Source organism: Ornithinibacillus jepli (assembly GCF_047228935.1).
GTDB lineage: Bacteria > Bacillota > Bacilli > Bacillales > Amphibacillaceae > Ornithinibacillus.
This window is the reverse complement of sequence record NZ_JBFEGG010000001.1, coordinates 777294-792224: the sequence shown is the minus strand read 5'-3', so window position 1 is coordinate 792224 and position 14931 is coordinate 777294. Positions and strand designations below refer to the sequence as shown.

Genomic DNA, 14931 nt, shown 5'->3' with positions numbered 1-14931 from the left:
AACCTCGTAATAATTTTTATTTATACATTTTCATTATATATTAAAAATATACTTATTTACATAACCTTTTATGAGTCTATAGAATGGCGCCAATCTAATAGGACTACTTTTTCCTTACTCGTTAGTTTACCGTCTTCTACTAAAACATGAAGTAATTCATCATAGTTGGTTAAGCTTTGATAAGTGATGTCATGAAGTTCAAAATTATGATGAGACTTTTTTAACCCATATGTAAAAATTGACATTACTTCCAACACACTAGCCTTTTCTCTCCTTAACGCTTCGACCGCTTCTAAAGATGAGCCACCTGTTGAAATTAAGTCCTCGATTACTAATATTTTCTTCCCAACTACACTCCCACCTTCAATTTGATTTCCTTTCCCATGACCTTTTGGCTTCGACCGAACATAAATCATTGGAAGGTTTAACTTATCAGCTAACCATGCAGCATGTGGGATGCCAGCTGTTGCACAACCAGCGATTACGTCAGGTTTTATCTCCATTTCGTTCACTTTTTCAACAAAAGCAGTTACGATTTTCATACGTACATCAGGGTAAGACATCGTAATTCGATTATCACAATAGATAGGTGATTTTAACCCCGAAGTCCATGTAAAGTAGTCATTAGGATTAATTTGAACTGCTTTAATTTTTAATAATTCTCTAGACAAATCACGACTAATTGTCATATGCTTCCTCCCATTCTTTAACCGCTAATTTATAAGCTTCTTTTGGATTAGAAGATTTCGTAATACTTCTTCCAATTACTAAATGATCAGCACCAGTACTTCGAGCAACACTAGGGGTAGCAATACGTTTTTGGTCAAAAGAATCGGTATGCGTTAATCGTATACCTGGTGTAACCGTTATAAATGGATCACCACATGCTTTTTTAATAGCCTCAACTTCATGAACTGAACAAACTACACCATCTGCTCCATTGTTACATGCTAATTTTGCAAGATGTACTGCCGTATCTGTTAGATTACCAGTAAGTTTCAATTCATTATTTAAGACATGTTCCTCCATGGAGGTTAAAATCGTTACCGCAATTAATTTCGTTTCACCATTTGGATTACCATTTATTAAGCCTTCCTTAGCTCTAACAATCATTTCACTTCCACCTAGTGCATGTATATTGACTATATCAACTTCTAATTTAGCTAATACGTGCATTGCCTTCATGACTGTAGTAGGGATATCATGAAGTTTTAAATCAAGAAATATCGAGTGATTATTCTCCTTTAACTTTTCAATGATTTTTGGGCCTTCTTTGTAATACAATTCCATTCCTACCTTTACAGGAACACCATATAAATCATTAGTTACTAAAAAACTATTTGCTTCTTCCCAGCTAGAGAAGTCTAAAGCTACGTAAATGGAATTTGTCATGCTGTAATCCCCTTTCCAACTGCTTCTTCCACAGATGAATATCCATATTTTTCCAATGTTGTCGGCAGTTCATCAATTATTTCTGAACAAATTAATGGGTTTTGAAAATTAGCAGTTCCAACTGCAACTGCACTTGCACCGGCTAACAAAAATTCTAGAACATCTTCTGCTGTTTGAATACCACCCATACCAATAATCGGTATACAAACTTGCTGGCTTACTTCGTAAATCATCCGTATTGCTACTGGTTTAATTGCTGGGCCTGATAAACCTCCTGTTTTATTTGCAATAAGTGGTCTTCTTGATGGTAAGTGAATTTGCATGCCAGTAATGGTATTAATCATGGATAGCCCATCTGCACCGGCAGATTCTACTGCTTTTGCCATCGATACAATATCAGTAACATTAGGAGATAGTTTGACATATACAGGTAGATTACTAGCTTTTTTTACCACTTCTGTTACACGAGCAGCCATAGTAGGATCTGTTCCGAACTGTATCCCACCCTCTTTTACATTAGGGCAAGAAATATTTAGTTCAAGAGCGTCGACCTTATTAGTTTGATTAAAAGCAGCTGCTACTTGCTCATACTCCTCTAATGTACTTCCAGCAATATTAGCGATAATATTAGTGTCATATTGGGATAAGAATGGTACCTCTGTTTCAATAATTTTATCGACGCCAGGATTTTGCAGCCCAATCGCATTTAACATGCCTCCAGTAGTCTCGGCAACTCTTGGTGTTGGATTACCAAATCGTTCTTTACCTGTTGCCGCCTTCATAATAATTGCACCTAACTTACCCAAGTCATAAAATTCACTGTATTCTCGGCCAAACCCGAAACACCCAGACGCTGGCATAATTGGATTTTTCAAGGAAAGTCCAGGTAATTCAGTACAAAGAGTTGTCATATATAAACCTCCTCAGTCGTAAACACAGGGCCATCCTTACAAATCTTCTTATAGCGTCTTCTATCTTTAGTTTGTATTACACAGGCAAAACATGCACCAACTCCACACCCCATTCTTTCTTCCAAGGATATATAGCCTTTTTTGCCTTCTAATCTAGTTGTTAGCGCCTTTAACATTGGAATTGGACCACAGGAATAGTAGCGGTCATAGGAATTGATATCGTGTAAAACATCAGTTACAAAACCTTTGTGTCCGTAAGAACCATCATTCGTAACAATTATTAGCTCTCCTAAAGATAAAAACTCTTCCTCATAAAAAATATGATCTTTCTGCTGAAATCCAAGGACAGATATAATATTGCACCCTTTTTCCTTCAAGTTCTTTCCTAAATAATATAATGGGGGAACTCCAATCCCACCACCAACTAATAAAATAGTTGATGGCACATCTTCCTCAATTGGAAAACCATTTCCTAAAGGTCCTAGTACTTCTAATTTTTCACCAGAATTATAGTTCGCTAATTCTTTAGTACCTTGACCATTTACCTTAAATAATATGGTTACGGTTTCTAATTCCCTATTACAATCCGCAATGGAGATTGGTCTTCTTAACGTATGGGCTCCAACTTGAATATGCAAAAATTGTCCAGGGTTAGCCTGTCTACTGATCAGTTCATTTTGTAAAACCATCTCTATAGTGTCCTGTGCGATAATTGTTTTAGATAGAATTTCCATTTTTACTTTTCTAATCATAGAAGAACAACCTCTTTTGTTTGCACCGGGTTAGCACTAAATGTTGTAGAATCTATTACATTTAAAATTGCATTCGCAGTATCTAAGTTTGTAAGACACGGAATACCTCTTTCCACTGATATCCTTCTAATCATAAAGCCATCAGATCTAGGTTTATTACCTGATGTTAATGTGTTTATTACAAATTGTACTTTGCCTTCCTCGATAATAGAAAGTACATTCGGCTCCTTTGCACCAAGTTTTGCAACTTCAATGACTGGAAGCTTTGAACTTCGTATGAAAGAAGCTGTTCCTTCTGTTGCATACAATTGGAAGCCAAGTTGGTGGAATCTCTCTGCAATCTGTAGCATTTCAAGCTTATCTTTATCTGCTACTGTAATTAATACTGCACCATCACTTGGTACTGATATACCAGCTGCAAGAAGCCCTTTATAAAGCGCCTTTTCCATCGTCTTGTCATAACCAATCGCTTCACCTGTTGACTTCATCTCAGGACCTAATATCGTATCTACACTCCGTAGTTTTTCAAAAGAGAATACTGGTATTTTTACTGATACTTGCTTTGTTTCTGGTAGAATCCCAGACTGATAACCTAAATCGGATAATTTTTCACCTAGAATACATCTAGTTGCTAGATTCGCCATTGTTACGCCCGTAATTTTACTTAAGAAAGGAATTGTTCTACTTGCTCTAGGGTTTACTTCTAATACATATACATCTTCACCACAGATTATAAATTGAATATTCACTAGTCCTTTAACACGAAGAGCCTGTGAAATTTTCAATGTCGCTTTAAAACATTCTTCCTTTACTTTATCTGACAAACGTTGCGGTGGATAAACTGCAATTGAATCACCGGAATGTACACCAGAACGTTCTATGTGTTCCATAATTCCCGGCACTATTGTTGTTTCGCCATCACTAATCGCATCCACCTCTACTTCTATTCCAGTAATATATTTATCTACAAGAATTGGATGGCGATCAGTAATATGACCTGTTTTATGCAAATATGCTTTCAGTTCTTCTTGATTGTAGACGATTTCCATTCGACTACCACCTATAACATAAGAAGGGCGAACTAATACGGGATAGCCAATTGTATCCGCAACTTCTACTGCTTGTTTCAATTCTCTTACTGCTTTTCCTTTAGCTCTTAGTAACCCCAACTCATCCAGTAACAATTCAAATTTATCTCTATCCTCAGCTTTATCTATTGCCTCTAATGTTGTTCCTAAAATAGTTACTCCTCTTTTTGCAAGACCTTCCGCTAAATTAATAGCGGTTTGCCCACCAAATTGCACGATAACTCCTTCAGGCTTTTCTAGATTAATAACATTCATAACATCTTCTAATGTAAGTGGCTCGAAATATAATTTATCGGAAATACTAAAGTCCGTGGATACTGTCTCTGGATTATTATTCATAATTATTGCTTCAAAGCCCATCTCTTTTATAGCAAGCACCGAATGAACCGTTGCATAGTCAAATTCTACCCCTTGCCCTATACGGATTGGCCCAGATCCTAAAACTAATACTTTTCTTTTATCTGACGGAAGTGATTCGTTTTCTTCCTCATATGTGCTATAAAAGTAAGGAGTTTGAGAATCAAATTCTGCTGCACATGTATCCACCATTTTGTAGACTGGTATAATTTTTTTCTTGATACGATAAACATATAGTTCATCGATGGTTAGATTCCAAAGTCTAGCTATATGGCTGTCAGAGAATCCTTTTTGTTTTGCTTGGTGTAAAATCTCATTTGAAAGTGGGTTACTACTTATTTCTTCTTCAAACCTGACTAGATTTTCTATCTTTTCTAAGAAAAATGGATCAATTTTCGTAAGGTTAAATATTTTCTCTAGTGTTATCCCTCTGCGAAATGCTTCCGCTATAACAAAAATCCGTTCATCATCAGCAGCTTTTAATCGTTGTAGAATATCGTCTTCAGTTGCAAAGGTTAAACTCGCTAAACCTAACTCTTCTGTACCGATATCCATGGAACGAATCCCTTTTAAAAGAGATTCTTCAAAATTCCGACCAATTGCCATGATTTCTCCTGTTGCTTTCATTTGTGTACCTAGTTTTCGATCACCAGTTACAAATTTATCGAAAGGAAATCTTGGTATTTTCGTAACAACATAATCAAGTGCAGGCTCAAATAGAGCATATGTTGTTCCAGTGATAGGATTAATGATTTCATCTAACGTTAATCCAACAGCAATCTTTGCAGCCATTTTCGCAATTGGATATCCAGTTGCTTTTGAAGCTAGGGCGGAAGAACGGCTAACTCGCGGATTTACTTCAATGATATAATAATTGAAGCTAATGGGATCTAATGCAAGCTGAACATTACAACCACCTTCTATCTCTAATGCTCGAATAATCTTTAGAGAAGCATTTCTTAATAACTGGTATTCACGGTCACTTAACGTTTGAGATGGTGCAACAACAATAGAGTCTCCTGTATGAATGCCTACTGGATCAATATTCTCCATATTACACACAACTATTGCCTGATCATTTTTATCTCGCATTACTTCATATTCAATTTCTTTATATCCCGCAATATTTCTTTCAATTAAACATTGGTTAACGGGTGACAATGATAGCCCGTTTCGAGTTATATCTCTTAAATCATTTTCGTCGTAACACATACCTCCACCAGTGCCACCTAATGTGTAGGCAGGTCGAACTATGAGAGGAAAACCAATTTCCCCTGCAAATTCAACAGCTTCTTCTACCGTATTCACTATACGACTTTCAGGAACTGGCTCATTAATTTCTTGCATTAGATTACGGAATTTTTCACGGTCTTCTGCTTTTTGAATTGCTTGTAGTGAAGTACCTAGAAGTTTTACCTTATACTGTTGTAAAATACCTGTTTTATCCAATTCTACTGCTAAGTTCAAACCGGTTTGACCACCTAATGTTGGTAATATTGCATCTGGTTGCTCTTTTCTAATAATCTTCGTTAAAAAGTCAACAGTTAATGGCTCCATATATACCCTGTCGGCCACTGTCTGATCTGTCATAATAGTAGCTGGATTGGAGTTTGCCAAAATGACGGTATAGCCTTCTTCTCTAAGTGCTTGACATGCTTGGGTACCAGAATAGTCAAATTCTGCTGCTTGACCAATTACGATTGGACCTGAACCAATAACAAGTATTTTCTGGATGTCTTTATTTTTAGGCATAAACTTTCTCCTCCTGTTTAGTCGAATTTTGCTCTATTAAACTAAGAAAATCATCGAATAAGTAGTTAGAGTCTTCCGGACCAGGCGAACTTTCTGGGTGGTACTGAACGGAAAATGCAGGAAAAACTTTATGTCTAATTCCTTCAACCGAATGATCATTCAATGCAATTTGTGTTAGTTCTAAATCTGTATTTGTAAGTGTCGAGGTTTTTACTGCATAGCCATGATTTTGTGATGTTAAAAATGTTTTGCCATTGATTAAATCTTTAACCGGATGATTTCCACCACGATGACCAAACTTCATCTTTTCGGTTTCTGCTCCACATGCAAGGGCTAATAATTGATGGCCTAAACAAATTCCAAATATCGGAATTTCATGGATGACTTTTTGAATCATTTCAATTGCTTCAGGAACATCTTGTGGGTCTCCTGGTCCGTTCGTAAGCATAATTCCATCCGGTTTTAAACGTAAGATGTTTTCTGCACTGTAATTATACGGGACAACAGTTACGTGACAATTACGTTTTGTTAGTTCACGTAAAATCCCATGCTTCATTCCAAAATCAACTAAAACAATACGTCTACCTCTACCTGGCACTATATATGGATTGGAAGTCGATGTCTGTTTCACTTGATTGCGTAGAACTGGGATATTCGATAATCTTGCAAGAATTTCTTCATCTGTTACTTCTGCATTAGCAATATAACCTCTCATTGTTCCAGCATTACGAATACATTTGGTTAGCTTTCTTGTATCTATACCAGAAAGACCAGGAATATCATGTGCTTTTAAATAACTATCTATCGTTTCATCGCTACGGAAATTGGATGGAAACTCACTATATTCTTTTACGATCAATCCATTAATGAAAGGAGCTACTGTTTCAAAGTCATCACGGTTAATTCCGTAGTTCCCAATTAGTGGATACGTTAATGTTACAATTTGCCCACAGTATGATGGGTCTGAAATGATCTCTTGGTACCCAGTCATACTAGTATTAAAAACAACTTCCCCACTAATCTCACGGTCACTTCCAAAACCTACGCCAGTAAATACAGTTCCATCTTCTAACAATAGTTTACGCTTCAACATAGCTTTCCTCCTCATACACTACTTTACCTCCACAAATAGTAAGTACAGGTATACCAGTTACTTCCCAATTATGAAATGGTGTATTTTTCCCTTTAGAATAAAACGTGTGTTTATCAATAGTATCTTCTTTATTTAAATCAATTAGTGTTAGATCTGCTACAGCATTTTCAGTTAATCTCCCAAATGGTAAGTTAAATATTTTCGCAGGTTTTACTGTTAACCAGTTAACTAATTGGCTTAATGTGAATTTCCCCGTTTTTACTAGATTTGTATAGAGTAGTGGAAAAGCTGTTTCTAATCCTACAATTCCGAATGGTGCATCGAGCATGCCTCTCGCCTTTTCATCAGCACTATGTGGGGCATGATCTGTTGCAATAAAATCAATCGTTCCATCTAATAGGCCTTCGATTAAAGCTTCTTGATCCTCTTTACTTCTTAATGGAGGATTCATCTTAAAGTTAGCATCATCCTCGGTAATAGCTTCTTCATTTAGTATAAGATGATGTGGAGTAACTTCTGCAGTGACCTTAATCCCTGCTTTCTTCGCATCGCGGATGACCCGAACCGATTCCTTTGTACTAACGTGGCAAACATGGTAATGACAACTAGCTGCTTCAGCTAAAAGCACATCACGAGCAATTTGAACGGATTCACTTAATGAAGGAATTCCTGGTAAATGAAGGCGTTTATCTACGTTCCCTTCATGAACAACACCACCATAGACTATCGAGTTATCTTCACAGTGGGCAACAATGGCTTTTCCAACTGAAGCTGCTTTTTTCATCGCACGAAGCATTATGTCTGCCGTTTGTATACCTACCCCATCATCTGTAAAGGCGAATACATTTAGTTCAGCTAATCCTTCCATATCGATTAACGTATTACCACCTAATCCTTTCGTTATAGATGCATATGGCAAGACACGAACTAAAGCATCTTGTTTTATTTTTTCTAGTAGACTACTAAATACTTCCTTATTATCTGGTACCGGGTTTGTATTTGGCATTGCACATACAGTAGTAAAACCACCTCTAGCTGCTGCCATTGTACCTGTTTTAATTGTTTCTTTATACTCTCCACCCGGTTCACGTAAATGGATGTGTACATCGATAAATCCAGGCGTAAGTAATTTATCTTCGCAATCTATTATTCGATCAATATCCCCATTTTCAACCGATAAACCAATTTCCTTTATTTTTCCTTCTTCAATTAAAACCTCACAACGTTCAAGTTCTCCGTTTTCCATCAATCGCTTAGCATTCTTTAACAAGATTTTCATTGATAATCCCCCATTCTTCTAATACATACATTAAAATTGCCATTCTCATGTAAACTCCATTATGCATCTGTTTAAAGATTCTTGAACGACTACATTCCACTAGCTCAGTATCCATTTCAACTCCTCGATTTATCGGAGCAGGGTGGAGAATGATAGCATTACGTAACATCCTCCGTTCTCTTTCTTTCGTTAATCCAAATCGTTCCAAATACTTACTTGTTTCATGCTTTTTAACATGTCTTTCATGTTGAATTCTTAGCATCATCACAACATCACAAAATTCAACTGCTTCATCTAGTGTAATGTAAGGAAAGGGTAATGATTCATCTTCATAGCCTGGTGCAGCACTTAAATATACATTAGCTCCAAGTTTTCTTAGTGTATTGGCATTAGACCTTGCTACCCTACTATGCTTGATATCTCCTACCATTACGATATTCAGATTGTCAAATTTATCAAATTCCTGATAGATGGTTAAAAGATCAAGCATGCACTGTGTAGGATGTTCCCGTGTACCAGCACCAGCATTTATAATCGGAATGGAGAATCCCTCCAACTCTTCAACCCAATTATCTGCTTTATGTCTAATGACTACTGCATTGGCCCCAATTGATTCAAAAGTTTTGACTGTGTCATAAAGGGATTCTCCTTTTGTTAAACTTGAAGTTTCTGGTTGAAAGTCTAATACTTCTAAACCTAGCTTTCTCTCTGCAACAGAAAAACTCATTTTCGTTCTAGTACTTGGCTCAAAAAATAAATTTGCTACAAATAATTGATTTGGGATTTTTATTTCATTTGATTGACACTTAGTTGCACTTTCTAATAATTGGTAAATTTGCTCATTTGTTAATTGATCAACGGATATAAAATGATTCACGAGTAACACCCCTATCTCTTATAATGTAAGCCAATAAAAAAACCTCTTTGCCTTTTGGTCGCAAAGAGGTACACGTGCAGAATTTTTTAGCACGTTATCAAAGCGACCTTGTAAACCTCTCTGGATTTATTTAAAGGTCCTTTCTATTTATTTTTCATAAATGGATACTAAATCAGTTTGGTCCGTTTCATTAAGCCGAACCACAATAATCTCCTTTTCTGATGTTGGTATATTTTTACCTACATAATCTGCACGTATTGGTAACTCTCGATGACCTCGGTCTACCAAAACAGCAAGCTGGATTTGTGAAGGTCTACCTATATCCATCACAGCGTCCATTGCTGCTCTTACAGTTCGTCCTGTATAAAGCACATCATCGATTAATATTACCTTTTTATTCGTAATGTCTTCTGGAATATCAGTATATCGTATTTCAGGTTCATTTTTCTCTACAGCTTTTTCTAAATCGTCACGATATAACGTAATATCTAATTCACCAATAGGTAATGTTAAACCTTCTATTTTTTTTATTTTTTCTTGTATTCGTTTTGCAAGCGGGACTCCTCTAGTTTTAATTCCAACAATAACTAGATTTTCTCCACCTTTATTTTTTTCAAGTATTTCATGTGCAATTCTCGTAAGCGCTCGGTTAATTGCTTGTTCATCTAAGATTTCTGTTTTCTTGTTCATGAATGTTTCCCTCCAAAATAAAAACCCCCCTTTTCTCCATGAGGAAAAAAGGGGGTTAATCATACGTATCCCATAAAAAACCGATTCCTTTTTAGCCTCTCTGGACTCAAATTTAAAGGTTCTTATTCATTTGCTCTATTATTTCAAAATAAACGTATACTGTCAACTACAATATTTCTAATTGATCGAGTAGTTCCTGGAAATAAGTTGGTGCATCAACTTCAAATCGTAGCCACTTTCCTGTTGTTGGATGCGTAAAACCTAAAACTTTCGCATGTAACACTTGACCATTCGTATCTAATGTTTTTCTCGGTCCGTATTTTGGATCTCCGACAAGCGGGAACCCAATATAACGCATATGAACTCGAATTTGATGTGTTCTACCTGTTTCTAATTGACATTCAATATGAGTAAAGTTATTAAAACGACGTAATACTTGAAAATGGGTTACGGCAGATTTCCCGTTATCAACAACACTCATTCGTTGACGATCTTTTGGATCCCTTCCAATGGGTGCATCAACCATGCCTGTATCATGATTTATTACACCGTGAACAACCGCTTCATACTTTCTTTCCACATCTTTATTAGACAATTGTTCAGACAAGTTAGTGTGCGCAATATCATTTTTGGCAACTAGTAATAATCCACTAGTATCTTTATCGATACGATGAACAATACCAGGACGTTCCACACCATTTATTCCTGACAAATCTTTACAATGGTATAACAAGCCATTAACTAAAGTTCCAGACTGGTGTCCAGCTGAAGGATGAACTACCATCCCTTTTGGTTTATTCACTACTAATAGGTCACTATCCTCATATACAATATCAAGAGGAATATTTTCTGCTTCAATATCTAAAGGTTCAACATCTGGAATTCTCCAGGTGATTACATCTCCAACTTGACACTTATAATTTGCTTTCACAATTTCATCATTAACCATAACTAGTTCTTTCGAAATCCACCCTTGAATTTTTGAACGGGACTCTCCAGAGTTTATCTCTGCTAATAATTTGTCTATCCGCATTTTATTTTCAGTTTCTGTAACAACATGCTGTAACGTCATTTACTTTTTCCTTTCTGCTTTTTCTCTTCAATTAGCGTTGCAATTACAACTAATACAACACCGACAGTCAATGCTGAATCAGCAATATTAAAAATAGGGAAATCATATCCAAAAATAACGAAGTCAAAAAAATCCACTACTTCTTGATGGAATAAGCGATCGATAAAATTACCGATAGCACCGCCTAAGATTAATCCTAAACCGATACCATATAATTTAATTTCTTTTCCATATTTATGTAGAAAGTAAATGATTCCGATAACCACAATTAATGTTATCACATAAAAGAAACCCATTTTCCCTTCTAATATCCCCCATGCTGCACCACTATTTCGATGTGAGGTCAAAGAAAAGAATCCATCTATAATCGAAATTTGTTCATATAATTCCATATTTTTAACTACTAAATACTTGGTAAATTGGTCTAACGCTATTACTAATACTGCTAAAATATAATACCGATACATTCCGGTTACCCCTCCGATTAAGCTACTTCTCTATTATTTGACTATAAATCCTTAGTTAATATTATACTGTATCCATTAAAAATTCAATGATTTAAAGGGTAATCAAGAGTTATATTAATCTGTAATATATAAAAAAAGGGTATAAACTTTGAACTCGTTTATACCCTTTACCATGTATTATATTTTACTCAGAATAGTGTCTTTCAACAACATCAGCACAACGAGAGCATAATGTTGGATGCTTTTCACTTTCCCCAACTGTTTCGGATGCAACCCAACAACGTTCACATTTTTCTGCTGGGTGTTTTTCTACAAGAATATCTACATAACGGTATTCTGTAGTTCCTTCACATTGATTGGTTATAGATGCTTCAGATACAATCAATAGCTGATGAACATCGTTAATTGCATTTAATACGGCTGTTGTTTCATCATCTTTCGGAACTATCGTAATTTTAGCTTCTAATGACTTACCAATTACTTTTTCATTACGAGCTTCTTCCAGAGCTTTTAATACATCATCACGTACTGACATGAAGTGTTCCCACTTACTTTCTAAACCTTCAAAGCCTTCAATTACTCTTGGCTCTGGAATATCTGTGAGCTGTGGACTTTCTTCTTTTACTCCAGGGATATATTCCCATACCTCATCAGCAGTATGAGGAATAATTGGCGTTAATAACTGTACTAAAGTTGTTAAAATTTCATAATAACCGGTTTGAATACTACGACGACGATGATTATCGCTAGCTTCAATGTACAGGACGTCTTTAGCGAAATCTAGATAGAATGAGCTTAAATCATCAGCACAGAAATTATGAATGTTAGAGAAAATAGGTGAAAACTCAAATTTTTCGTAGCTTTCCCTTACTTCCTTCACTAGTTGTTGTAATCGGTGTAACATGTATCGATCTACTTCTTCCATTTCCACTTCTGGAACGCGATCTGTTTCCGGATTGAAATCAGCCAAATTCGCTAGCATGAACCGGAATGTATTACGAATTTTGCGATATGCTTCAGAAGTTTGTTTTAAAATATCATCAGAGATACGTACATCTGCTTGATAATCAACAGAAGATACCCATAAACGTAAAATATCTGCACCTAATTGTTTTAAAACTTTACTTGGTACGACAACATTTCCAAGAGATTTACTCATTTTACGTCCATTGCCATCTAGTACAAATCCATGGCTAATAACTGTTTTATAAGGAGCTTTACCTGTAACTGCTACCGCTGTAGAAATAGATGAGTTAAACCAACCACGGTATTGGTCACTTCCTTCCAAATATACATCAGCTGGTCTATCATGGTCATTTCGGTTCAGTAATACTCCTGCGTGTGAAGAGCCAGAATCAAACCAAACATCCATAATATCAGTTTCTTTTGTAAACTCTCCATTTGGACTATGCTCTGAAGTAAATCCTTCTGGTAGTAAGTCTTTTGCTTCCCGCTCAAACCAAATATTTGAACCATGTTCAGCAAATAAATTTGATACATGTTCAATTGTTTCGTCTGTAATAATCGCAGTACCATCTTCACCATAAAATACAGGAATTGGAACACCCCAAGCACGCTGACGTGAAATACACCAATCTTCACGATCTCGGACCATATTATAGAGTCTTGTTTCTCCCCAAGATGGATACCAGTTGACTTTTTTAATTTCGTTTAAAATGTCTTCACGAAAATCTTTAATTGATGCAAACCATTGTGCTGTTGCACGGAAAATAGTAGGTTTTTTTGTTCTCCAGTCATGTGGATAAGAGTGTGTTATAAATGACAGTTTTAGTAAAGCACCTACCTCTTCTAACTTTTCGGTGATAGCTTTATTAGCGTCATCATAGAACATTCCTTCAAATCCAGGTGCTTCACTAGTGAATACCCCTTTATGATCGACAGGACAAAAAGCATCGATCCCATATTGTTTTGATACAAAGAAGTCATCCTCCCCGTGACCAGGGGCAGTATGAACACATCCTGTTCCAGCATCAGTCGTTACGTGTTCACCTAACATAACTAATGATTCACGGTCATAGAATGGATGCTTCGCTGTAACACGCTCAATATCATGCCCTTTAAAGTTTTTCACAACTTGAGGGTTAGCCCATTCCAGCTCAGCAGTTAACGTTTCTAATAATGCCTCTGCAACAACAAATTTATCATTATTTACATCAACTAATACATAGTTAATCTCAGGATGAACACTTATACCTAAGTTTGCTGGAATTGTCCATGGAGTAGTTGTCCAAATTACAATCTTATCGCCTGGATCTAGGACACCTTTTCCATCAACCACTTCAAATGCAACATAAATAGATGCAGAGCGTTTATCATAGTACTCAATTTCTGCTTCAGCAAGCGCTGATTCAGAAGAAGGTGACCAATATACTGGCTTTAACCCTTTATAGATATAACCTTGCTTAGCCATCTCACCGAATACTTTAATCTGTGCTGCTTCATAGTCCTTTGTTAGTGTAATATATGGATTTTCCCAATCACCACGTACACCTAGTTCTTTAAATTGAGAACGTTGGCTATCTACTTGGGTAAGTGCATATTCCGCGCATAATTGTCTAAATTCAGCAACGGAAAGCTCTTTACGTTTAACTTTTTTGTTTTTGGTTAAAGCTGTTTCAATCGGCAGTCCATGTGTATCCCATCCTGGAATATATGGTGCATGATAACCAGACATGGATTTATAGCGAGTAATGAAATCTTTTAAAATTTTGTTAAGCGCGTGGCCAATATGAATATCACCATTAGCATATGGTGGCCCATCATGTAGGATAAAGGTTGGCCTACCCTTTGTTCTTTCAACTGATTTCTCATACAAGTTCATTTCTTCCCATTTTTCACGGCGAAGTGGTTCTTTATTTGGTAAATTTCCGCGCATTGGAAATTCGGTTTTTGGCATCAGTAACGTTTCTTTATAGTCCACTGATTATTACCTCCTCATGTTTTAACGAATCATAATTGATGAAAAATTAAAAAATAAAAAAGCCCCTCATATCCCTGGAAGGGACGAGAAGACTCGCGGTACCACCCTTATAAATTTAAAATGCACTCCATTTTAAATTCACTCGAAATTCGTAACGTGAATAAGACGTCCAATTCTACTTGTTTCCTTTCAAATTGGATACTCAAGAGTGATATTCTAAAAACGTGCCGTACTAGGCTTCCACCAGTCCCTAGATCGCT

At 36.3% G+C, this 14931-nt stretch carries 12 protein-coding genes and 1 other annotated feature (1 of these 13 cut by a window edge); all 12 genes read right to left on the bottom strand.

What is annotated here, in order from left to right; genetic code table 11:
* Positions 1–68: 68 nt before the first annotated feature.
* Positions 69–689: an orotate phosphoribosyltransferase gene (gene pyrE / locus AB1K81_RS04130; protein ID WP_412975382.1), complete on the bottom strand. Its 621-nt coding sequence runs from the start codon at positions 687–689 to the stop codon at positions 69–71.
* A complete protein-coding gene (pyrF, locus tag AB1K81_RS04125) occupies positions 679–1392 on the bottom strand; it encodes an orotidine-5'-phosphate decarboxylase (protein ID WP_412975381.1) in 714 nt (237 codons plus the stop codon). Before pyrF ends, pyrE begins: the two co-directional genes overlap by 11 nt.
* The gene (locus AB1K81_RS04120) at positions 1389–2303 is read right to left on the bottom strand and encodes a dihydroorotate dehydrogenase (protein ID WP_412975380.1); all 915 of its coding nucleotides are present in this window, start codon (positions 2301–2303) and stop codon (positions 1389–1391) included. Before AB1K81_RS04120 ends, pyrF begins: the two co-directional genes overlap by 4 nt.
* Positions 2300–3055, bottom strand: a complete 756-nt coding sequence (locus AB1K81_RS04115; RefSeq protein ID WP_412975379.1) for a dihydroorotate dehydrogenase electron transfer subunit — start codon at positions 3053–3055, stop codon at positions 2300–2302. Before AB1K81_RS04115 ends, AB1K81_RS04120 begins: the two co-directional genes overlap by 4 nt.
* Positions 3052–6252, bottom strand: a complete 3201-nt coding sequence (gene carB / locus AB1K81_RS04110; RefSeq protein ID WP_412975378.1) for a carbamoyl-phosphate synthase large subunit — start codon at positions 6250–6252, stop codon at positions 3052–3054. Before carB ends, AB1K81_RS04115 begins: the two co-directional genes overlap by 4 nt.
* A complete protein-coding gene (gene carA, locus AB1K81_RS04105) occupies positions 6245–7345 on the bottom strand; it encodes a glutamine-hydrolyzing carbamoyl-phosphate synthase small subunit (protein WP_412975377.1) in 1101 nt (366 codons plus the stop codon). Before carA ends, carB begins: the two co-directional genes overlap by 8 nt.
* Positions 7332–8624, bottom strand: coding sequence for a dihydroorotase (gene pyrC / locus AB1K81_RS04100; protein WP_412975376.1), 1293 nt, complete (start codon positions 8622–8624; stop codon positions 7332–7334). Before pyrC ends, carA begins: the two co-directional genes overlap by 14 nt.
* Positions 8599–9501, bottom strand: coding sequence for an aspartate carbamoyltransferase catalytic subunit (locus AB1K81_RS04095; RefSeq protein ID WP_412975375.1), 903 nt, complete (start codon positions 9499–9501; stop codon positions 8599–8601). Before AB1K81_RS04095 ends, pyrC begins: the two co-directional genes overlap by 26 nt.
* Positions 9502–9648: 147 nt before the next feature.
* On the bottom strand, positions 9649–10191 hold the full coding sequence (gene pyrR, locus AB1K81_RS04090) for a bifunctional pyr operon transcriptional regulator/uracil phosphoribosyltransferase PyrR (RefSeq protein WP_412975374.1): 543 nt from the start codon (positions 10189–10191) through the stop codon (positions 9649–9651).
* A 166-nt stretch (positions 10192–10357) separates the two neighbouring features.
* Positions 10358–11263 (bottom strand): RluA family pseudouridine synthase, encoded by a 906-nt coding sequence (locus tag AB1K81_RS04085; RefSeq protein WP_412975373.1) that lies wholly within the window; start codon positions 11261–11263, stop codon positions 10358–10360.
* A complete protein-coding gene (lspA, locus tag AB1K81_RS04080) occupies positions 11260–11730 on the bottom strand; it encodes a signal peptidase II (RefSeq protein WP_412975372.1) in 471 nt (156 codons plus the stop codon). The genes AB1K81_RS04085 and lspA overlap by 4 nt, the downstream gene beginning before the upstream one ends.
* A gap of 184 nt (positions 11731–11914) precedes the next feature.
* Complete coding sequence (gene ileS / locus AB1K81_RS04075) at positions 11915–14671, bottom strand: isoleucine--tRNA ligase (protein WP_412975371.1); 2757 nt, start codon at positions 14669–14671, stop codon at positions 11915–11917.
* A gap of 76 nt (positions 14672–14747) precedes the next feature.
* Positions 14748–14931 (bottom strand) — a binding site (T-box leader) (it continues 45 nt past the right edge of the window).